Source organism: Chitiniphilus shinanonensis DSM 23277, assembly GCF_000374805.1.
Classification (GTDB): Bacteria; Pseudomonadota; Gammaproteobacteria; order Burkholderiales; family Chitinibacteraceae; genus Chitiniphilus; species Chitiniphilus shinanonensis.
The window spans coordinates 137,827-156,868 of sequence record NZ_KB895338.1 but is presented as its reverse complement, the minus strand read 5'-3'; the positions used below and the strand labels follow the sequence as shown (position 1 = coordinate 156,868).

Here is a 19,042-nt window from a genome sequence, read left to right as displayed (position 1 = left end):
AAATCATATAGATAACAAGGATTTTTCAAGGATGTTCCCAGATCGGATCCTCTCCGGCATGCGCCCCACCGGCAAGCTGCACCTCGGCCACTACCACGGCGTGCTCAAGAACTGGGTACGCCTGCAAAGCGAATACCCGTGCCTGTTCATGGTGGCCGACCTGCACGCGTTGACCACCAGCTACGACGACGTCAGCGTCATCGAGCGCAGCGTGTGGGACATGCTGGTCGACTGGCTGGCCGCCGGCGTCGATCCGGAACAGGCGATCATCTTCATCCAGAGCCAGGTGCCGGAGCACGCCGAGCTGCACCTGCTGCTGTCGATGGTCACGCCGCTGTCCTGGCTGGAGCGCGTGCCCACCTACAAGGACCAGATCGAGAAGCTGTCGCACAAGGACCTGGGCACCTACGGCTTCCTCGGCTACCCGGTGCTGATGACCTCCGACATCCTGCTGTACCGCGGCAACCTGGTGCCGGTGGGCGAGGACCAGGTGCCGCATGTCGAGATCACCCGCGAGATCGCGCGTCGCTTCAACCACCTGTTCGGCAAGGAGCCGAACTACCAGGAACTGGCCGAAGCGGCGATCAAGAAGATGCCGGGCAAGACCGGCAAGCAGTACGCCCAGCTGCGCACCCGCTACCAGCAGGAAGGCGACGCCGAGGCGCTGCTGGCCGCGCGCGACCTGCTGGCCCAGGTGCAGAACCTGAGCGCCGCCGATCGCGAGCGTCTGTTCGGCTACCTGGAAGGCGGCGGCAAGATGATCCTGCCCGAATCGAAGCCGCTGCTGACCGAGGCATCGCGCATGCCCGGCCTGGACGGCGCCAAGATGTCCAAGTCGTACGGCAACACCATCAGCCTGCGCGAGGACAGCGAATCGGTGACCAAGAAGATCCGCCAGATGCCGACCGACCCGGCGCGGGTGCGCCGCACCGATCCGGGCAACCCCGAGAAGTGTCCGGTGTGGAAGCTGCACGAGGTCTATTCCGACCAGCCCACCCGCGATTGGGTGGTGCAGGGCTGTACCAGCGCCGGCATCGGCTGCATCGAGTGCAAGCAGCCGGTGATCGATGGTGTGCTGGCCGAGCAGAAGCCCATGTTCGAGCGCGCCCAGCGCTATCTGGAAGACCCGGCGCTGCTGCGCCGCATCGTCGCCGATGGCTGCGATCGTGCCCGCACGCTGGCGGGCGAGACCATGCGCGACGTGCGCCAGGCCATGGGCCTCAACTACAAGTAGGAGTTTTCATGCAGGGCGACGACAAACCCCGACCCGCGATGCGCATCCGATGGGAGGCGACATGTTGATCCGGGTCGCCAGCCATTGCGATGCGCCACGCATCCACGCCATCACCGCCGCCGCGTTCGGCCAGGTCGCCGAGGCCGACCTGATCGAGGCGCTGGTCCACGCCGGCCATGTCCGGCTGTCCCTGGTGGGGATCGGCGAGTCGGGCGACATCGTCGCCCATGTGCTGTTTTCGCCGGTGGAGTGTCCCGGCGCCGACGGCGAAGTGTTGGGCCTGGCGCCGATCGCCGTCGATCCGGCGTGGCAGGGTCAGGGGCGCGGCAGCCTGCTGGTGCGGGAGGCGTTGCGCCAGTTGCAGCACGACGGCGTGGCCGCCGTGGTGGTGCTGGGCGACCCGGCCTACTACAGCCGCTTCGGCTTCGTGCCCGCCAGCCGCTTCGGCCTGTCGTGCGCCTACGACGTGCCGCACGAGTACTTCATGGCGCTGGAGCTGATCCCCGGCGCGTTGGCCGCCGGCAACGGCGCCGTCGCCTACGCACCCGAGTTCGCCGCGCTGTGAGTCGCGCGGCCGGCCCCGTTCCCGCTGCCCGTCCGGGCCGTGACTGACCCAAGGAGACATCCCTTGCGCAATACGCTGCTTCCCATCGCCCTGATCGTGATCGGCGCCGGCTGGCTGGTGAACAGCCTGAACGTCGCGCCCGCGGTGAGCTGGATCGTGGTGTTCGGCCTGGTGTGCGCCGGTATCGGCGTGCTGCTGGTCGAGGGCTGCAACAAGCGCACCGTGGTCACCGGCCCGCTGCTGATCCTGGGCGGTGGCGGCGTGTTCGCCAACCAGCAGTACCAGTGGGGCTGGAGTGTGTTGCTGCCATTGCTGATGATGGCCTGGGGCCTGTTGCTGCTGGTGGCCCGGCTGGATGCGGTGCCCGACGCGCCCGGCCCCGAGCCCCTGCGCCTGCCGGGCCAGGACGGCGACACCGCATGAACGCCGTGGTCGACGCCGGAGCGGTCGACGCCGTCGCCCACCTGTTCGGCGAGCCGGTCACCGAGCTGCCGCACGACCTCTATATCCCGCCCGACGCGCTGCGGGTGCTGCTCGAATCGTTCGAAGGCCCGCTCGACCTGCTGCTGTACCTGATCCGGCGCCAGAACATCGACATCCTCGATATCCCGATGGCGGCGGTCACCGCGCAATACATGCAGTACGTCGACGCCATGCAGGCGTCGCGGCTGGAACTGGCCGCCGAGTACCTGCTGATGGCCGCCATGCTCATCGAGATCAAGTCGCGCCTGCTGCTGCCGCGGCCGAGCGTCAGCGACGAAGGCGACGAGCTGGACCCGCGTGCCGAACTGGTGCGGCGCCTGCTGGAATACGAGCAGATCAAGCTGGCCGCCTACGAGCTGGATCGGCTGCCGCAGGCCGGGCGCGACTTCCAACTGGTGGCGGTGCTGTTCGAGAAAGAGGCCGTGGTGCGCCTGCCCGACGTCAGCCCGGCCGACCTGCGCCAGGCATGGCTGGGCATCCTGGCGCGGGCGCGGCGCCAGCAGCACCACAAGGTGCAGCTGGAGGCGCTGTCGGTGCGCGAGCAGATGAGCCATATCCTGCGGCTGTTGGCCGGCGGGCGCTACCTGCCGTTCGAGGCCTTGTTCGATACCGCGCGCGGCGTGCCGCTGCTGGTGGTCACCTTCATCGCGGTGCTGGAGCTGGTGAAGGAAAAGCACATCGTGGTCACCCAGGACGAAGGCTACGCGCCGATCTACGTGCGCCAGGCCGGCGCCGACACCGCGCGCGAAGGGTCGCTGGTGGAGCAGGGCGCATGAGCGAACTGGATTCCCGCCTGGATGAGGCCGAGCGCGCCCACCTGAAAAAGGTGCTGGAGGCCGCGCTGCTGGTCGCCAGCGAACCGCTGCCGGTGGCCACGCTGAAGCAGTTGTTCGCCGTGCCGCCGAGCGCGGCGCAGCTCAACGAGTTGCTGGACGAGCTGGCCCACGCCTGGAACGGCCGCGGCGTGGAGCTGGTGCGGCTGGCGTCCGGCTGGCGTTTCCGCGCCCGGCTGGAGATGCAGCCCTACCTGGAGCGGCTGAACCCCGACAAGCCGCCGCGCTACTCGCGCGCGGTGATGGAAACGCTGGCGATCATCGCCTACAAGCAGCCGGTCACCCGCGGCGAGATCGAGGAGATCCGCGGCGTCACCGTCTCCAGCGCCATCATCCAAGCGCTGAAGGAGCGCGACTGGATCGACGTGGTCGGCCACAAGGAAGTCCCCGGCCGGCCGGAGCTGCTGGCCACCACCCGCCACTTCCTCGACGACCTGGGATTGTCCGGGCTGTCCGACCTGCCGCCGCTGGCCGAGCTGGGCAACCTGGTGCTGCCGCAGGCCGACGCCGTGCCGGAGCCGGCGAACGACGCCTGAAACGCCCGGTTTTTGCGGCACCGCCACCGTGCCGACAGCCCCGCATGGCGGGCGGCCCACCGGGGGGCGCATGGTAAACTCGCGCGATGCAACTCCACCTCGTCATCCCCCATGCCGCCTGGCCCGAGCGCGACGTCGAGCGCGAGGTCGTCGCCGGGCTGGCGTTGCCCGCGCTGGCCTGGCTGATCGGCCGCGGCGCGCGCGAAAAACACCTTCCCCTCGATTTCCACAGCTGGCTGGCGCAACGCTACGGCCTGCCCGCGCTGCCGGTGGCCCCGCTGACCCTGGCGCTGGACGCGCCGGGCGAGGAAGCCGGCTACTGGCTGCGTGCCGACCCGGTGCACCTGCGCGCCAATCGCGACCAGCTCACCCTCAGCGACGCCGCACCGCTGGCGATCCGCCCGGACGAGGCCGCCGCGCTGGTCGAAGCGCTCAACCGCCTGCTGGCCGAGGACGGCCTGCGCCTGATCGCGCCCACGCCCACCCGCTGGTACCTGTGTCTGCCGCGCGATCCCGGCCTGGAAACCACTCCGCTGCACGCGGTGATCGGCCGCGACATCCACCCGGCGCTGCCGCGCGGCGCCGACGCGCTGCAATGGCATCGCCTGCTCAACGAAATCCAGATGCTGCTGTACACCCACCCGGTGAACGACGCCCGCTTCGAGGCCGGCCAGCCGCAGATCAACAGCCTGTGGTTGTGGGGCGGCGGCGAATCGCCGTTGCCCAGCACCCCGGAGGCGCCGTCCGACACCGTCTACACCGCCGACCCGCTGGTTGCCGCGCTCACCGCCGCCGGCAAGGGCCGCGTGGAGCCGCCGGCCGGGGTCGACGAGCTGAGTGCCACCGGCATGGTGGTGCTCGACCAACTGGCCGACCCGGCCGGCTACGGCGACGCCTACGCCTGGCGCGAGGCGTGGCTGGCACTGGAGCGCGACTGGTTCGCGCCGCTGGCGGCCCGGCTGCGGCGCGGCGAGCTGGAGGAAGTGGCGTTGACCTTCCCCGAACTGGGGCTGGCGGTCGAAACCGGCGCCGGCGCCCGCTGGCGCTTCTGGCGCGGCGCCCGTCTGCCATGGAGCCGTTGAGATGCCGCTGATCCGTACCCGTACCGTGCCGCAGGATTGCCACGGCGCACTGGTCGCCGCCGGGCTCAGCGCGCTGGAGGCCCGCCTGTACGCCGCGCGCGGCATCGCCGATGCCGGCGAGCTGGAGCACGACCTGACGCGGCTGCTGCCGTTCGCCCAGCTCAAGGGCATCGCCGCCGCCGCCGCGCGGTTGGCCGACGCCATCGCCCGCCGCGAACGCATCCTGGTGGTCGCCGACTACGACGCCGACGGCGCCACCGCCTGCGCCACCGCCGTCAAGGGCCTGGGCCTGCTGGGCGCGGTGGTCGATTTCGTGGTGCCCAATCGCTTCGAATACGGCTACGGCCTCACCCCGGAGATCGTCGCGCTGGCGGCGCAGAAATCGCCGGACCTGATCCTCACCGTGGACAACGGCATCGCCAGCGTGGCCGGGGTGGCCGCGGCGCGCGAACGCGGCATCGAAGTGCTGGTCACCGACCACCACCTGCCGGGCGACGTGCTGCCCGACTGCCTGATCGTCAATCCCAACCAGCCCGGTTGCACCTTCCCCAGCAAGCATCTGGCCGGGGTCGGCGTGATGTTCTACGTGCTGATGGCGCTGCGCGCCGAACTGCGCACGCGCGGCGCATTCGCCGGCGGCGCCGAGCCCAATCTGGCGCAACTGCTGGACTACGTGGCGCTGGGTACGGTGGCCGACGTGGTACGGCTGGACGCCAACAACCGCATCCTGGTCGAGCAGGGGCTCAAGCGCATGCGCGCCGGCCGCGCCAGCCCCGGCGTGCTGGCGTTGTTCGCCGCCGCCGGGCGCAATGCGCAGAAGGCCAGCTGCTTCGACCTGGGCTTCACCCTGGGGCCACGCCTGAACGCGGCGGGACGACTGGACGACATGAGCCTGGGCATCGCCTGCCTGCTGGCCGGCAGCGAGCAATCGGCCATGCCGCTGGCGCGCGAGCTGGACCAGATGAACCGCGCCCGGCGCGAGATCGAATCGGGCATGCGCGAAGAGGCCGAACAGGTGCTGGCCGGCATGTCGCCCGAGGACAGCTACTCGATCGCGCTGTTCCGCCCCGACTGGCACCAGGGCGTGATCGGCATCGTCGCCAGCCGGGTCAAGGATCGCTTCCACCGGCCGACGCTGGTGTTCGCCGAGGCCGGCGACGACGAGATCAAGGGGTCCGGCCGCTCGATCCCCGGCCTGCACCTGCGCGACGCGCTCGACCTGGTGTCCAAGCGCCATCCCGACCTGATCCTCAAGTTCGGCGGTCATGCGATGGCGGCGGGGCTCAGCCTGCGCCCCGGCGATTTCGAGCGCTTCCGCGACGCCTTCGAGGTCACCTGCCGCGAGCTGATGCCGGTCGAGGCACTCACCCGGGTGATCGAGACCGACGGCACGCTGGAGGCCCACGACTACGCCATGGACGTGGCCGAGCGCCTGGAGCGCCAGGTGTGGGGGCAGGGCTTTCCCGCGCCGCGTTTCCACGACGAATTCCGCGTGGTGGAGCAGCGCGTGGTCGGCGAGCGCCATCTCAAGCTCAAACTGCGCAACCGGCACGGGCTGCTGATCGAGGCGATGCGTTTCGCCAACGCCGAGCCGTTGCCGGCCAGCGTCAGCGCGGTATTCACCCTGAGCGTCAACGAATTCCGCGGCGAGCGGATGCTGCAACTGATGATCGAACACTGCGAATAGGGCGACGACGGGCCGGCGCCATGTGTGGTGGCGCCAGCGGCGCCGGTCCGATTGCATCCGCCGCGTTTCGGGATGTTCCGCACTTCTTGCTGTTGCGCCTTGCTGGATGTGATCTGCGGCGATTAGAGTCTGCGCGAGGGGCCGTGCAACAACGCGGCCCCACCTATAACAGCCGCCGGCGCGGCACGAGGAGGAAGGGTCGATGAACCGTTTGCGCACGCTCGCCGTCCTGGCCATGTTCAGCCTGCCGCCGGCCTACGCCGTGTTGCTGACGCCCTCCGAGGCGCAGCAGCAGGGCGATCGGGCCTGCACCCCGCTGGACAACGGCATGCTCGACTGCGTGGACATCGCCCCGCCCGCGCCCGGCCCCAGCAACGATCCCAGCATCGAGGCGCTGCCGCCGATCGAATACCCCGGCGAGCAGTTCCCGCCGCCCACCACCGAAGCACCGATCAAGCCATCGCTCGACCCCATCCCGGAAAAACTGCCCGGCAACCGCCTGATCATCGGCTGGGACATCGGTTTCGGCACCACCGCGCAGTACTGGGAGGTCTGGGACAACGGCGAGCTGCGCATGCGCAGCCGCAACTTCACCAGTCGCCGCCTTGCCGACGGCTCGGTGGAAGGCGCCGAGCGGGTCAACGAGCAGCAGATCGTCTCGGTGCAGAGCGGCGTGTACACCCTCGACAACCTGGCCGAAGGTCGCCACGACATCGAGATCCGCCTGTGCAATGTCGATCGCGACGGCAAGCCGCAGTGCACGCCGCTGACCGCCAGCACCTGGGTCGGCCCGCAGGGCGGCTCCACCGATGAGGACGACGATCTGCCCACCGGCCAGCCCAGCGCGCCACAGCTGGATTGGCTGCCGCAGGTGAACACCGGCGAGCCGGTCGAGCTGGCGTGGAACGTGTGGTGGGGCAAGCCCGGCCGTTACTGGCAGGTGCTCGACGGCGACCGGGTGCTGTACGAATCGACGTCGTTCCGCGAGGTCACGCCCAACAGCCAGTCGGCCGGCATGACGCTGGCCGGGCTGCCCAAGGGCGTGCACGAACTGTCGGTCAAGCTGTGCAACCAGCTGCAATGCGCGCGCAGCGACAAGGTGCGGCTGGAAGTGCTGCTGCCGCCGGCCGGCGACGTCAAGCCGCTGGTGACCGTCAGCCGTGGCACGCCCGACAGCGTGTTGCTGGCATGGTCGCTGCCGCAGGCGCAGGCCGATGGGCGCCCGGACGGCTGGCGCCTGCTCGACGCGGCGAGCGACGACCCGCTGGCCGAGCCGCTGGGCAACCTGCGCAGCGATGTGCGGGTGTGCCAGAAGACCGATCCCGCCGCGCCCGGCGTCAGCGTGGCCAGCTATTGCGGCGACCTGCGCCTGCCGCAGCAGGTGGCCACCACCTACGGCAGCAGCACCAGCAACGTGCGCGTCTCGGTCTGCCGCAAGGACGAATGCGTGGCCAGCGACACGGTGTCGCTGCTGCCGGGCCAGGCCGACATCGAACCGGTGCCCGCGCCCGCCGCGCCCAGGACCACCAGCAACACCCGCCCGACCACCGTCGCGGCGCCGGTGGTGGAGCCGGACGACACGCCGGCCCCGGCCCCGACCCCCGCGCCGGCCCCGCGCGGCCGCTTCGTGCTGCCCGACGAAGTGCTCGATTCGCTGTTGGACGAACGCGAACTGTCCACCCCCACACCCAGCCGCCGATGAGCACGGCCGCGCTGGTGTTCGTCTACGGCACGCTCAAGCGCGGCGGCTGGAACCATCGCTGGCTGAATGGCGCGCCTTGCCTGGGCGCCGCCAGCACGGTGGAGTGCTTCAGCCTGTACGCCCATCACTATCCTTTCCTGGTACGCGAGCCGCGCTATCCGGTGCGCGGCGAGCTGTACGCGGTGGACGCCGTCACGCTGGACAACCTGGACCGGCTGGAAGGGCACCCCGACGATTACCAGCGCCAGCGCATCCCGGTGCGCGATGCCGAGGGCGGCATGGTCGAAGCCTGGGCCTACCTGCACAGCCATCCCGAGGGCGAACTGCTGCCCGACGGCGAATTCATCGAGCGCTGACCGCAGCACCGCGAGCCCGCCGGTCGGGCCGGGGCGTTCAGCTTCCGGGTGGCGCTTTCATGCGCCCTGCGAGCGGATCACCATAGGGTGTGTCCGTTATTGCCGCTTCATGTTGCGATGCGGCATAACTAGGATCATCGTCTCCTCGCAGCGGATGGCCGATATGACGCGCATCCTGTTGATCACCGATACCGACATGCCCATCGGCGCCCTGGCGCCGGCGCTCCAGGCGGCGGGCATGGACGTGGTGGGCGAGGCAAACACCGCCCGGGCCCTGGTCCAACGATTGGCCAGCCTGTCCCCGGAAGTGGTGCTGGCCGACGTCGAATCGCCGTTGCGCGACTCGCTGGAAGCCTTCGCCATCACCCGTCCCTATGGCCCGCGCATGAGCAGCGGCGGCTCGCTGCGCGCCACCCTGGCCACCGGCATCGCCGTCTACGCGACGCACGACGTGCCCGAATCGGTGTCGCAGCACGCCTTCCTGGTGGCTCGGGCCACGCTCGCCACCACCCAGCCCAGCCAGAAGGGCGCACCCGGCGAGCCGCCGGATCGCGGCCTGATCGAGCATGCCAAGAACGTGCTGATGCACGAGCAGGGCATGCAGGAAAACGAAGCCGTATCCACCTTGCGCCGCCAGGCCCGCGACCAGGGCATCCGCCTGGTGGACGTGGCACGCCGGGTGATCGCCATGTCCACCCCGTCGCCATGATCTTCCACCTGGAAAAAACCCATCTCAAACTCGGCTTCCTGCCGTTCAGCGACTGCCTGCCGCTGGTGGTGGCGCAACGGCTGGGGCTGGCCGCCCACTACGGCCTGGAGCTGTCGCTGAGCCGGCAGGCCACCTGGTCGGTGCTGCGCGACCGCCTGCTGGCCGGCGAACTGGACGCCGCGCAGACCTACTACGGCCTGCCGTTGTCGCTGCACCTGGGCCTGGGGGGGATGGCGTCGCCGATGGCGGTGCTGATGACGCTGAGCCAGAACGGCGAGAACGTGACCATCGCCAACCAGCTCGCCAGCTCGGTGCGCGACGGCGAGACGCTCTATCGCGCCGTGCTGTCGGCGACGCGCCGGCTGGCCTTCGCGCACAACCTGCCGACCAGCGCCATGTGGTTCTACTACTGGCTGGCGTCGCACCGCATCCACCCGCTGCGCGATGTCTCGATGTTCACCACGCCGCCCACCGACCTGGCGCCGGCATTGGCGCGCGGCGATCTGGACGGCTATGGCGCGGGCGAGCCCTGGGGCGCGCTGGCCGAGCTGAACGGCATCGGGCGTACCCTGCTCGGCAGCGCGCAGATCTGGCCCGACCATCCCGCCAAGGTGCTGACCACCACCGGCATGTTCGTCGAGCGCTATCCCAACACGGCGCGCGCGCTGGTGGCGGTGTTGCTGGAGGCGTGCCGCTGGCTGGACCAGCCGATGCATCGCATCGAGGCCGCGCCGTGGCTGTCCGAGGTGATCGGCGTGCCGGTCGGCGCCATCGCCTCGCGGCTGGTGGATGGCCAGGGCCAGGAAGGGCGCTCGCACGCTGTGCGCTTCTTCGGCAGCAAGGGCGAGGTCTGCATGCCGTGGCGTTCCGACCTGATGTGGTTCCTGACGCAGTACCGGCGCTGGGGCATGTTGGCCACCCCGCCCGACTATCGCGGTCTGGCCGAAGAGATCAACCAGGTGACGCTGTTCCGCGAAGCCGCCACGCTGGCCGATGCCACCGCGCCCGGCCAGGACTTGCGGCGCAGCGTGTTCAACGACGGACGGGCCTGGGACGGCAACGACCCCGAGGGCTATGCCACCTCGTTCGCGGTGCACAACCTGTCGGCCGAAGCGGGCCGGCGCGAAGTCTGGCATTAGCGCGACGAGTACCGGGGCCGCCACGCGGGGTTTTGCCGGCCACCAGGCACCCGGCGGCCGGACGATGGCGGGCAGCCCGCCGCCGGATCAGAGGAAGTAGTTCAGCACGCCGTCCAGGCCGACGTAATTGATGGCGAACGGCGCCTCGGCCTGCACCTTGGGCTTGGCGTGGCAGGCCACGCCGAAACCGGCCTCGTGCAGCATCGGCAGATCATTGGCGCCGTCGCCCATCGCCACCACCTGCTCGCGACGCAGCCCCAGCTCGTCGCGGTAGCGCATCAGCTCCTCGCGCTTGCGGGTGGCATCGACGATGTCACCGTTCACCTGGCCGGTGAGCTTGCCGTCGGCCACTTCCAGTACGTTGGCGATGGCGCGGCTCAGGTCCAGGCGCGCCTGGAGCCGGTCGGTGAAATAGGTAAAACCGCCGGAGATCAGCAGCGTACGTGCGCCGGCCGCCTGAAAGCCCTTCAGCATGCGCTCCGCGCCCGGCATCAGTTGCAGCCGCTCCTCGTACACCCGTTGCAGCGCACCGAACTCCAGCCCGGCCAGCAGCGCCACGCGGCGTGTCAGGCTTTGTTTGAAATCCAGCTCGCCGTGCATCGCCGCCGCGGTGATCTCGGCCACCTGGGCCTTGATGCCCACCATGTCGGCGATCTCGTCGATGCACTCGATGGTGATCAGCGTGGAATCCATGTCCATCACCACCAGCCCGATATCCGCCACGCCCAGTTCCTCGGGGATGAAGGCGTAGTCGAGCTGGTTGGATTCGCAGAAATCGGCCACCGGCTCCTCGTTGTCGAGCTGCGCGCCCAGCAGCCTGAACGCCTGCGGCGTGATGGCCTGGATCTCGTAGGCATCCGACAGCCTGGCAAGCTGCTTCAGATCCTGGGTGGCGACTTCGGGGGCCTGGATGACGAGACGATACATGGTGGTGGGGCGAAGGCAGGAAAAGAGCCGCGATTGTAGCAGGCCCGGCCGGGGCCGGGCCTGCCAACGCCGGCGCGGACCGACCTAGCCGTGCCGCGCCCGGTACGCCGCCTGCAGATCGGCCAGCGGCACCCCGTCGATGGTCAGCCCCGTGGTATCGCACCCGTCGATATGCACGTTGCGCAGATTGCAATCAACGATACGGCTGCCGCCCAGATCGCTGGCGTGGATGGACAGTGGCCTGCGCTCGCCGGTCCAGCCCTGATTGCAGTGATCGATGCGCGCCCCGCCCAGCGACACGTGATGCAACGCCAGGCCGTCGAGCCGCGCATTGCCGAATGTGGCATCGCTGACATTGCAGTTGGCCACCAGCAGGCGTTGCAGGTTGGCATTAGCGGATGCAGGCATCGGCCATGCCGCTGTTGCTGATGCGGGCCTGCGACAGATCCACCTCGTTGAAATCGGCACCGGCCAGCGCCGTCGCGCGGAAATCGCGCCCCTCGCGTAGATCGACAGGGCCGGGCAGGCGCTTCACCAAGTAGAACTCGTCCTCATCCTGGCCGACGACGACATACCCGTGCCGTTGGTAAAACGGCAGATTGCGCGCGCTGTGGCGCGTGGTGTCGAGCGACCAGACACGCACCTGCGGATACGCCGCCTCGACCAGCGCCAGCACCTGCCCACCCAAACCCCGGCCCTGATACACGGGGTCGAGATACAGCAGCTCGATGCGCGCATGTTCGCGGCCGCTGCTGCTGACCAGTACCACGCCAGCCAGCACGCCATCGCACACGATCTTGCGATAGTCGCCGCTGCGGCGATGAAAGCAATGCATCGCCGGCAGGTGGTGATCCGGAATGAAGGGGCTGGCACCGTCCAGCCAGTGTTCCGCCTCGTGTGCCGCCACCCTGACCAGCAGCGCGGCGATGGCGGCTGCATCCTGGTCGAGGACCGGCTCCAGCATCGGCATGGCCGCCGGCCGCTCCAGCACCAACAGCTCGAAGCGCCCATCCTGATCGCACATCGCATGCCCGCGCGGCACGAAGCCACTGGCCAGCGCCACGCGCCGCGACGGCGCATTGGAGGCCTTGACCAGCACCATCAGCGCCGGCACCGGCCCCTGCGCAAAAAACCAGCACGTCGCGGCCCGGACCGCCTCACTGACATAGCCGTGGCCGCGATGTTGCGACGACAACGCATACATCACCTCCGGCATCCCGAGATGCACACTGGGCTTGGGCCCGATCCCCAGCCAGCCGATCAGTTCGCCGTCGGGCAGGCAGATCGCCAGCGGCAGCACCGGGGCGGCCGCGTCGAAATGGTCGAGGCGGGAGACATGCCAGCCCAGCCACTCGCTGCACTGCCCGCGGCTCATCGCCCAGTCGGGCAGCAGATCGGTGATGGCGGATTGCCGGGTCAGCGCATGCAGCGCATCGAGATCGTCGAGGGAAAAACTGCGCACGCACAGGCGTGCGGTAGAGATGCGCAAGGTGCGCAATGAGCGTTCCATATGGGTTCCTGATCGGTATGCCAAACGCACTGCCCGCAGGCAGCGTTGCGAAGGAGGGAAGACCGATCAGTAAGGCATGGGGAGCGTCCTGAGGTGGGAGACGACACGATAAGCGGAGTGATCTCACTCGCCAGCAGCGAGGTTGTTTACGGGTCAGATGCGCAGCAGGCCCAGCTCGATCAGTTCGTCCAGCAGGTAGGAGAAGTCGGTGGCGGCGACGCTTTCCGGGGCGAAGTTGAACAGGTCTTCGCCGCTGTGGGCGGCGCGGGCGAGGTCGGGTTGCTCGCGGATCATGCTGCGCAGCAGCTCGTCGCCGTAACGCTGCCGCAGTTGCGCCAATACCTGCTCGGAGGTGTCCTGCCCGGGCAGGTAGCGGTTGAGCAGGTAGCGGCGCGGCACGCGACCGCGGAAGCGGGTCAGGCCGGCCAGGGTGCGGTCCAGCAGTTGCGCACCGTGCAGGGCGAGGTAGTCGGCGGCGACGGGCACCAGCACCAGGTCGGCGGCGAACAGGGCGGAAAAGGCCAGCGGGCCCAGGGCGGGGCTGCAATCGATCAGGATCGGCATGCCGCTGTCGCTGAGCATTTCGGCTTCCAGCCCCAGCTTCAGGCGCCAGATGTGGTCGCGGTGGCGCACCACCTGGGCGTCCACCTTGGACAGCTCCAGCCCCGACGGCACGAAATGCACGCCGCCCGGCAGCGGCCGCGCCAGGTCGGACAGCGGTGCCAGTCCCTGGTAGAAGCGCAGCACCGATTCGCCGGGCAGTACCCGCTGGCGCCACATCGCGGTCAGGTGGGCTTGCGGGTCGAGGTCGATCACCAGCGGTTCGATGCCGTTGCGGGCCAGCGTGGCCGCGAGATGCGCGGTGACCGTGGTCTTGCCGACGCCGCCTTTCTGATTGAACACCGCGATGACCGTCATGGGGACTGCTCACTCCGCATCGATGCCGCCGGGTTGCCCGGCTGAACTGCGTATTCTGCCACCGCGCAAGGGGTTTGCGGCGGCCGTGCCGGCGGGGGCGTGGCCGGCGACAGGCGGCCCATGCGCGCGGTGCATGTCCGTTATGCGTGCACAGAGGTGCCTGTAGCGGGGTGGTGCTGGTCTACTTGCCGGCACGATAAAGCGCTGCGGCGCGACAAGGAGGGTGTGGCATGAATCGATTGAAGCACAGGATATGCGACAGCGATGCCGATCTGGAAAGGTTGTTCTATCGGGTTGAACCACTGACTGGCCGCGAGGTGCCGCTGACGGGGGCCGAGCCGCTGGCGACGGCGCTGCCGGTGGCCGGGGTGCTGTGGGTGGAGCCGCTGGCGGGCGTGGTACCGCTGGCCGCGACCGTGCCGGTGGCCGGGGCGCTGCTGCCGCTGGCAGATGGCGTACCACCGCCGGTACTGGCGGGACTGGTGCCGCTGCTGCTGCCGGCACTGTCGCCGGCGCGCTGACCCGGCTGCGGCACCGGCAATGGCGCACTGGCCGGCGGCACCCGGCTGGCGGTGTCGATGGCGCCGGAGAGCGAGCTTTGCCGCTGTTGCTCGGCGGTGTGCTGCGCCGCCAGCCGCGCCTGGCGTTCGGCGCTGGCGGTCGCCGCCGGGTTGCTTTCGGCGGTGGGGTTGAGCGAGGCGTTGCGGATGCGGTCGGCCTGGGCCTGGGCCGCCATGCGGTTCAGCGGCAGGTAGTCGGTGCGGAAATTCAGCTCCACCGACGAATTCAGCTCGACGTCGGTGTTGATCTCCTCGGTGTTCTGGGTGCGCTGGGTGGATACATAGCTGATGGTGTTCTCCACCTCGGCGCTGGCGCCCCACGGCCCCATGCCGAACGAGCCGGCGGCGCGCACGCGGTTCTGCATGCCGAACTGGCTGCCCTGGTCGCTGTTGGCGGCGCTGCGGGTATCGATGTGAAAGCGCATGGCGGCGTTGATCTTCCCGCTGTCGATCACGATGCGCTGCATGCCCATCTGCACCATGGTCGCCAGCATCTGCTGCCGCTGACGGGCGATGTGGCGGCGCGCCAGCGGCACCAGCTGCTCCGGGTTGCCGGCATCCACGCTCTCGGTCGGCTCCATGCCGAGCACGGCGCGGATGTCCTCGGCCGACGGCATCTGGGCGCCGGATTTCAGCCGCAGCGGAATCTCCTCCGCCGCGCGCACGTCGTCCGGGTCCGGCGTCTCGCCCGGCTCCAGTTCCGGTTCCTCGTACTCGATGCTTTCCGGGAAGTGCTCGGCCACCCAGCGCCGCACCGCCACCAGCGGGTACTGGGTGCGCTCGAAGCCCTCGGCCGAGGCGGAGACGTTGTTCAGCAACTGCACGTACATCTGCATCTGCTGCGAGGTGGAGTCGAGCATGGCGCGGAACACGCCGTTCACCAGGTCGGTGACGAAGCGCGGGAACGAGATCGCGCCCAGCACGTTGCGGGTGGTGTCGGCGATACGGTCGGTGGCGGCGCCGAAGCCGGGCGCGTCCATGGCGCGCGCCAGCGGGCGGCGGCGACCGGTATCGCCCGGCTCCACCCCCAACGCGGCGGCGCGGCGCGCTTCGCCGTGGTCGATCTGCGCCTGGGCGTCGTCCTCCTCGGCCAGCAGCTCAGCGGCCATGGCCGACACCCGCACCATCGATTGCGCCAGCGCGCGGCGCTGTTCCGCGCCCAGTTCGGCGTAGCCGGGCGATTGTTCCAGCACCTGCCGCACCGCGCCGCGCAGCCAGTCCGGCGGCGGCGCGGCGGCCGGGGCCGGCGCAGGCCGGGCTTCGGCGACGTTCATGCGGCACCCGCCAGGGCAGGGGCCGGTGGCGCGGCGGCCGGCGTATCGCCCAGGCTCTGCCGTGCCATCAGCCAGCGCTGTGCGGCGGCGAACAGCCGCGCGGCGCCGTCGCCGCCGGCATTGAGCGTGGCCTGGCCGGCGTCGGCGCTGCCGACCCACGCCAGCAGGGTGACGCCGGCATTGCCCAGTTCCACGTGCTGGCGTACCTGGTATTCGGTGCGCTCGCCGCTGGCGGCCAACAACGCCCACATGCTGCGGACCGAGAACGCGGCCAGCAGGCGCGGGTCGCGCAGGAAGGCGATGGCGTCACGCACCGACGCCAGGATGTCCTCGGCGGCGAAGCCGACCATGCCGCCGGAACGCTGGAACAGCAGTTCGCGCACGCCGCGCAGCGCCAGGTCCAGCGTCACTTCCTCGCGCGCGTCGCGGGTGCCGGCGTTGTCGGCCAGCGCCAGCACGGCATTGCACAGCCGTTCCATGGCGCGGTCGAACACGCCGGCTTCGAACACCTGTTGCAGCATGGCGCCGCGTTCGTTGGCGGACAGCCGGTCACGGCGCTGGCGCCAGAAGCGGGTGATCAGCTCGCCGGTGGGGCCCAGCGGCTGGGTGATGGCGCCGCTGGCGAACAACCCGGCCACCTGTTCGGCCATCGGCAGCAGACCGGCCTGTTCCAGTTCGCGCGCCAGGTACAGCGGGCCGAGCGGCGCCAGCTGGCTGAGGTCGTCGCGGGTGGGCGCCACGTCCGGCAGGTCGATGTCACCCAGGTCGGCCAGCGCCTGGGCCCGCGCCAGCCGGTGGCAGTCCAGCAGGTGCTCAGCCTCGGCCAGTGCCAGCGCCAGGGCGAGGGAAGGATCTTGGTCGGCCATGTCGGCACCCGTGGGCGATCAATGTCCGGCGGGCGCCGGCGCGTTGCGGGCCTGCGGCACCACGTTGGGGTCGGCCGGGGTGGCGTTGCCCTGGATCGAGGCGATCATCTGCGGCGAGGCGAGTTTCTCCATCGGGAAGTAGTCGGACTTGAAGTTCACCTTCACCTCGCCGGTGAGCTGGGCCTTCATGGTCGCCTTGGATTCGGACGTTTCGTCCACCGATGACGACACCGTGGTCATGTGCTTCTGCTCGTTGACGTTCTCGGTGCTGGCGCCCCAGCCCCAGCCGCCCGCCCCGGCGCGGGTACGGTTGCGGTTGGCGCTGGATTGCTTGTCGTACAGCGAGGCGTTGGCGTCGCGCTTGGCGGTGTCCGAACTGCGGAAGTCGAACACCACCTTGGCATTGATCGCGCCGTCGGTGACCACGATGCGGTTGATGCCCAGCATCACCATCGACGCCAGCAACTGCTGGCGGCTGCGCGCCATCTGCAACCGCGCCGACTGCACCAGCCGGCCTTCCTGCTCGGGGTCGGACAGATCGGATACCGGATGGGCCAGACCCATTTCCTGGTTGAGCCGCGCCAACACGCCTTCCTCGTTGTCGCCCTGCACCGTCAGGCTGGGGCCGCCGGTTTCCTCGGCGTTGCTGTCGTCCAGCCCCAGCTCGCCGGGGAACTTGTCGATCAGCCAGTCGCGGGCGTTGTTCAGCGAGATGTTGTCCTGGGCGAACTGGTCCACCGTCTGCGCCACCGACTTGAGCATCTCGGCGTAGGCGTTCATCTGCTGGATCGACGCATCGACGATGGCCTGGAACACGTTCTGGATCAGCCCGCCGACGAACTTGGGAAAATCCACCGAGCCGACGAACTTGCTGAACTGCTCGCCGCCCTCGCGCATGGCGCCGGCGGTGAAGTCCTTGCCGGCGAAGGTGCCCACTTTGTCCGACGCCTTCTTCTTGGCGTCGTCCACCGCGTCCTGCGCGCGCGCCAGCACGCTCTTGCCGGGGGTGAGTTCCTCCTTGGCCAGGCCCTGCGGGTTACTCATGTAGGCGGCCACCCGCACCATGTTGCGGGCGATGTCGCGCTGCTGGTCCGGTTGCAGCGCGCGAAAGCCGGGCGATTGCTCCAGCAGCTGCCGCACGTGCGGGCGCACCGCGTCCAGGGTGTCGTCGTCCAGCCAGGCCGGATCGGCGGCCAGCGGTCGGACATGGGGCGGGGGATAGGTGGTCGCGCTCATGGCGTGCTCACGCGGTGGGGGTTGCGGGCGTCGGTGCCGCGCCGGCCGGGGCGGGCGCGGCCGGCCGGTTGGCGATGGTCTTGACCATGCCCGGCTGGGCGTTCATCTGGATGGCGGCGATCGATTCGGGGTTGGCCAGCTTGTCCAGCGGCAGGTAGTCGCTCTTGAAATTGACCTCGACCACGCCGGCCAGCTGCGCCTTGGTGGTCAGGCTGGCGTCCTGGCTGGTCTGGCTGGCGGCGGCCAGCTTGAGCACCGGCTGCGCGCTGTTCTTGTACTTGCCCTTGGAGTAGTAGCTGGCGTCGCGCGTCTCGTCCTGCCAGCCGTTGTCCTTGCTGTTGGAGCGCGAGCGGCTGCCGCCCTGGTAGTCGGTCTCCGATTCGCCCTCGCTGGCGTAGGAGTACTGGTCGCCGTAGTCGAAACTCTGCGCGCTCTTGCGGAACTGCATGTTGTCGCGCGCCTGGAAGTCGTACATCACCTTGGCCGAGATCTTGCCGTCGGTGACCACCACCCGCTGCATGCCCAGCATCACCGTGGTCGCCAGCAACTGCTGCCGGCTGCTGGCGATCTGGCTGCGCGCGGCGGGCACCAGCAGCGCTTCGACCAGGCTGTCGTCCAGCCGGGTGATCGGCTGCTCCAGCGGCAGCGACTGGTTGATGCGGGCGATGGCCTGGCGTTCGTCCACATCCTGGCGCAGCACCACGCGCGGGCCGGCCGGCTGGCTTTGCTCGCCGTCGCCGCCGAAGCCGCCGAAATCGCCACCGAATTCGCCGGTATCCATCGATAGCTGGAACACGTCGGGAAACTGCTCCACCAGGTGATCGCGCCCCTGGTTGGCGGTGGTGTTCTCGTCGCGGAATTCGTTCAGGCTCTTGGCCACGTCGGCCACCAGCTTGGCGTAGGCCTCCATCTGCTGGATCGAGCTGCCGACGATGGAGTGGAATACCCCGTCGATCAGCCCCGACACGAATTCGGGGAAGTTCACCGCCGTCAGCAGCGCGCCGGCCACCTCGGCGCCTTCGCGGGCGCCCTGGGCGACGAAGGTGCCGTCCTCCTGGGTGTTCTTGCCGGCGCTGCTGACCTTGCGGCCGCTGCGCGCCAGCCCCTGTTCGGCCAGCGCGCGCACCGCCGGTGCCTGCTGCGTCGGCGCCAGACGCTGCCCGCCCGGCTCGGCCAGCTGGGTGCCGATCTGCACCAGGTCGTTGGCCAGTTGGCGGCGTTTGTCGGTATCGAGCGCGTTGAATGCCTCGCTGCGTTCCAGCAACGCCCGCACCGCCTGGCGCGTGGCATCGATGTTCTCTCGACTGGTGGGCATGACGTGCTCCTTGGATGCTTGACAGCAGGGAAGGGGGAAGGGGGAAGAGGGAAGGGTGAACAGCAGAGGCAAAGGCAAGAACCCGGTGTGGCTGTTGCCTTTACCCTTCT

The 19,042-nt window shown here is 69.4% G+C and carries 19 protein-coding genes; 11 read left to right on the top strand and 8 right to left on the bottom strand.

The window, feature by feature from the left end:
* Positions 1 to 31 precede the first annotated feature (31 nt).
* The 11 genes from C556_RS0106755 (at position 32) to C556_RS0106705 (ending at position 10,326) form a co-directional block, all read left to right on the top strand.
* The gene (locus C556_RS0106755; protein WP_040430633.1) at positions 32 to 1,234 is read left to right on the top strand and encodes a tryptophan--tRNA ligase; all 1,203 of its coding nucleotides are present in this window, start codon (positions 32 to 34) and stop codon (positions 1,232 to 1,234) included.
* Between the two features lie 61 nt (positions 1,235 to 1,295).
* On the top strand, positions 1,296 to 1,799 hold the full coding sequence (locus C556_RS0106750) for a GNAT family N-acetyltransferase (RefSeq protein ID WP_018747477.1): 504 nt from the start codon (positions 1,296 to 1,298) through the stop codon (positions 1,797 to 1,799).
* A 63-nt stretch (positions 1,800 to 1,862) separates the two neighbouring features.
* Positions 1,863 to 2,222 carry a hypothetical protein gene (locus C556_RS19660; RefSeq protein WP_018747476.1) on the top strand — a complete coding sequence of 120 codons (360 nt, stop codon included), beginning with the start codon at positions 1,863 to 1,865 and terminating at the stop codon, positions 2,220 to 2,222.
* Complete coding sequence (locus C556_RS0106740; protein WP_018747475.1) at positions 2,219 to 3,058, top strand: segregation and condensation protein A; 840 nt, start codon at positions 2,219 to 2,221, stop codon at positions 3,056 to 3,058. The genes C556_RS19660 and C556_RS0106740 overlap by 4 nt, the downstream gene beginning before the upstream one ends.
* Complete coding sequence (gene scpB / locus C556_RS0106735) at positions 3,055 to 3,651, top strand: SMC-Scp complex subunit ScpB (RefSeq protein ID WP_018747474.1); 597 nt, start codon at positions 3,055 to 3,057, stop codon at positions 3,649 to 3,651. The genes C556_RS0106740 and scpB overlap by 4 nt, the downstream gene beginning before the upstream one ends.
* A gap of 86 nt (positions 3,652 to 3,737) precedes the next feature.
* Positions 3,738 to 4,733: a hypothetical protein gene (locus C556_RS0106730; RefSeq protein WP_018747473.1), complete on the top strand. Its 996-nt coding sequence runs from the start codon at positions 3,738 to 3,740 to the stop codon at positions 4,731 to 4,733.
* Between the two features lies 1 nt (position 4,734).
* Positions 4,735 to 6,420, top strand: a complete 1,686-nt coding sequence (gene recJ / locus C556_RS0106725; protein WP_018747472.1) for a single-stranded-DNA-specific exonuclease RecJ — start codon at positions 4,735 to 4,737, stop codon at positions 6,418 to 6,420.
* A 202-nt stretch (positions 6,421 to 6,622) separates the two neighbouring features.
* Entirely contained in the window at positions 6,623 to 8,122 is a 1,500-nt protein-coding gene (locus C556_RS0106720) for a chitinase N-terminal domain-containing protein (protein ID WP_018747471.1), read from the top strand.
* Complete coding sequence (locus C556_RS22860; protein WP_018747470.1) at positions 8,119 to 8,478, top strand: gamma-glutamylcyclotransferase family protein; 360 nt, start codon at positions 8,119 to 8,121, stop codon at positions 8,476 to 8,478. Before C556_RS0106720 ends, C556_RS22860 begins: the two co-directional genes overlap by 4 nt.
* Positions 8,479 to 8,641: 163 nt before the next feature.
* Entirely contained in the window at positions 8,642 to 9,187 is a 546-nt protein-coding gene (locus C556_RS0106710; RefSeq protein WP_157235979.1) for an ANTAR domain-containing response regulator, read from the top strand.
* Entirely contained in the window at positions 9,184 to 10,326 is a 1,143-nt protein-coding gene (locus C556_RS0106705; RefSeq protein WP_018747468.1) for a CmpA/NrtA family ABC transporter substrate-binding protein, read from the top strand. Before C556_RS0106710 ends, C556_RS0106705 begins: the two co-directional genes overlap by 4 nt.
* 87 nt (positions 10,327 to 10,413) lie before the next feature.
* On the opposite strand, the gene serB is transcribed toward C556_RS0106705, so the two are convergent.
* From serB to C556_RS0106665, 8 genes are all read right to left on the bottom strand, one after another.
* Positions 10,414 to 11,253 (bottom strand): phosphoserine phosphatase SerB, encoded by an 840-nt coding sequence (serB, locus tag C556_RS0106700; protein WP_018747467.1) that lies wholly within the window; start codon positions 11,251 to 11,253, stop codon positions 10,414 to 10,416.
* A gap of 84 nt (positions 11,254 to 11,337) precedes the next feature.
* The gene (locus C556_RS0106695; protein WP_018747466.1) at positions 11,338 to 11,661 is read right to left on the bottom strand and encodes a pentapeptide repeat-containing protein; all 324 of its coding nucleotides are present in this window, start codon (positions 11,659 to 11,661) and stop codon (positions 11,338 to 11,340) included.
* Positions 11,645 to 12,751 (bottom strand): GNAT family N-acetyltransferase, encoded by a 1,107-nt coding sequence (locus C556_RS0106690; protein ID WP_169338601.1) that lies wholly within the window; start codon positions 12,749 to 12,751, stop codon positions 11,645 to 11,647. Before C556_RS0106690 ends, C556_RS0106695 begins: the two co-directional genes overlap by 17 nt.
* Positions 12,752 to 12,916: 165 nt before the next feature.
* Positions 12,917 to 13,681: a ParA family protein gene (locus C556_RS0106685; RefSeq protein WP_018747464.1), complete on the bottom strand. Its 765-nt coding sequence runs from the start codon at positions 13,679 to 13,681 to the stop codon at positions 12,917 to 12,919.
* 286 nt (positions 13,682 to 13,967) lie between these two features.
* Positions 13,968 to 15,515, bottom strand: coding sequence for a hypothetical protein (locus C556_RS0106680; RefSeq protein ID WP_020608483.1), 1,548 nt, complete (start codon positions 15,513 to 15,515; stop codon positions 13,968 to 13,970).
* Positions 15,512 to 16,381 (bottom strand): hypothetical protein, encoded by an 870-nt coding sequence (locus tag C556_RS0106675; protein WP_018747463.1) that lies wholly within the window; start codon positions 16,379 to 16,381, stop codon positions 15,512 to 15,514. Before C556_RS0106675 ends, C556_RS0106680 begins: the two co-directional genes overlap by 4 nt.
* Positions 16,382 to 16,399: 18 nt before the next feature.
* Positions 16,400 to 17,617 carry a hypothetical protein gene (locus tag C556_RS0106670; RefSeq protein ID WP_018747462.1) on the bottom strand — a complete coding sequence of 406 codons (1,218 nt, stop codon included), beginning with the start codon at positions 17,615 to 17,617 and terminating at the stop codon, positions 16,400 to 16,402.
* 7 nt (positions 17,618 to 17,624) lie between these two features.
* The gene (locus C556_RS0106665) at positions 17,625 to 18,932 is read right to left on the bottom strand and encodes a hypothetical protein (protein ID WP_018747461.1); all 1,308 of its coding nucleotides are present in this window, start codon (positions 18,930 to 18,932) and stop codon (positions 17,625 to 17,627) included.
* Between the last annotated feature and the right edge of the window lie 110 nt (positions 18,933 to 19,042).

What these genes read in the sequence shown, in the direction of transcription:
- C556_RS0106720 (WP_018747471.1), top strand. Translation starts at nt 6,623, where the DNA reads ATGAACCGTTTGCGCACGCTCGCCGTCCTGGCCATGTTCAGCCTGCCG.
- C556_RS0106730 (WP_018747473.1), top strand. Translation starts at nt 3,738, where the DNA reads ATGCAACTCCACCTCGTCATCCCCCATGCCGCCTGGCCCGAGCGCGAC.
- scpB (WP_018747474.1), top strand. Translation starts at nt 3,055, where the DNA reads ATGAGCGAACTGGATTCCCGCCTGGATGAGGCCGAGCGCGCCCACCTG.
- recJ (WP_018747472.1), top strand. Translation starts at nt 4,735, where the DNA reads ATGCCGCTGATCCGTACCCGTACCGTGCCGCAGGATTGCCACGGCGCA.
- serB (WP_018747467.1), bottom strand. Translation starts at nt 11,253, where the DNA reads ATGTATCGTCTCGTCATCCAGGCCCCCGAAGTCGCCACCCAGGATCTG.
- C556_RS0106675 (WP_018747463.1), bottom strand. Translation starts at nt 16,381, where the DNA reads ATGGCCGACCAAGATCCTTCCCTCGCCCTGGCGCTGGCACTGGCCGAG.
- C556_RS0106695 (WP_018747466.1), bottom strand. Translation starts at nt 11,661, where the DNA reads ATGCCTGCATCCGCTAATGCCAACCTGCAACGCCTGCTGGTGGCCAAC.
- C556_RS0106665 (WP_018747461.1), bottom strand. Translation starts at nt 18,932, where the DNA reads ATGCCCACCAGTCGAGAGAACATCGATGCCACGCGCCAGGCGGTGCGG.
- C556_RS0106710 (WP_157235979.1), top strand. Translation starts at nt 8,642, where the DNA reads ATGACGCGCATCCTGTTGATCACCGATACCGACATGCCCATCGGCGCC.
- C556_RS0106685 (WP_018747464.1), bottom strand. Translation starts at nt 13,681, where the DNA reads ATGACGGTCATCGCGGTGTTCAATCAGAAAGGCGGCGTCGGCAAGACC.
- C556_RS0106670 (WP_018747462.1), bottom strand. Translation starts at nt 17,617, where the DNA reads ATGAGCGCGACCACCTATCCCCCGCCCCATGTCCGACCGCTGGCCGCC.
- C556_RS0106740 (WP_018747475.1), top strand. Translation starts at nt 2,219, where the DNA reads ATGAACGCCGTGGTCGACGCCGGAGCGGTCGACGCCGTCGCCCACCTG.
- C556_RS0106755 (WP_040430633.1), top strand. Translation starts at nt 32, where the DNA reads ATGTTCCCAGATCGGATCCTCTCCGGCATGCGCCCCACCGGCAAGCTG.
- C556_RS0106750 (WP_018747477.1), top strand. Translation starts at nt 1,296, where the DNA reads ATGTTGATCCGGGTCGCCAGCCATTGCGATGCGCCACGCATCCACGCC.
- C556_RS0106705 (WP_018747468.1), top strand. Translation starts at nt 9,184, where the DNA reads ATGATCTTCCACCTGGAAAAAACCCATCTCAAACTCGGCTTCCTGCCG.
- C556_RS22860 (WP_018747470.1), top strand. Translation starts at nt 8,119, where the DNA reads ATGAGCACGGCCGCGCTGGTGTTCGTCTACGGCACGCTCAAGCGCGGC.
- C556_RS0106680 (WP_020608483.1), bottom strand. Translation starts at nt 15,515, where the DNA reads ATGAACGTCGCCGAAGCCCGGCCTGCGCCGGCCCCGGCCGCCGCGCCG.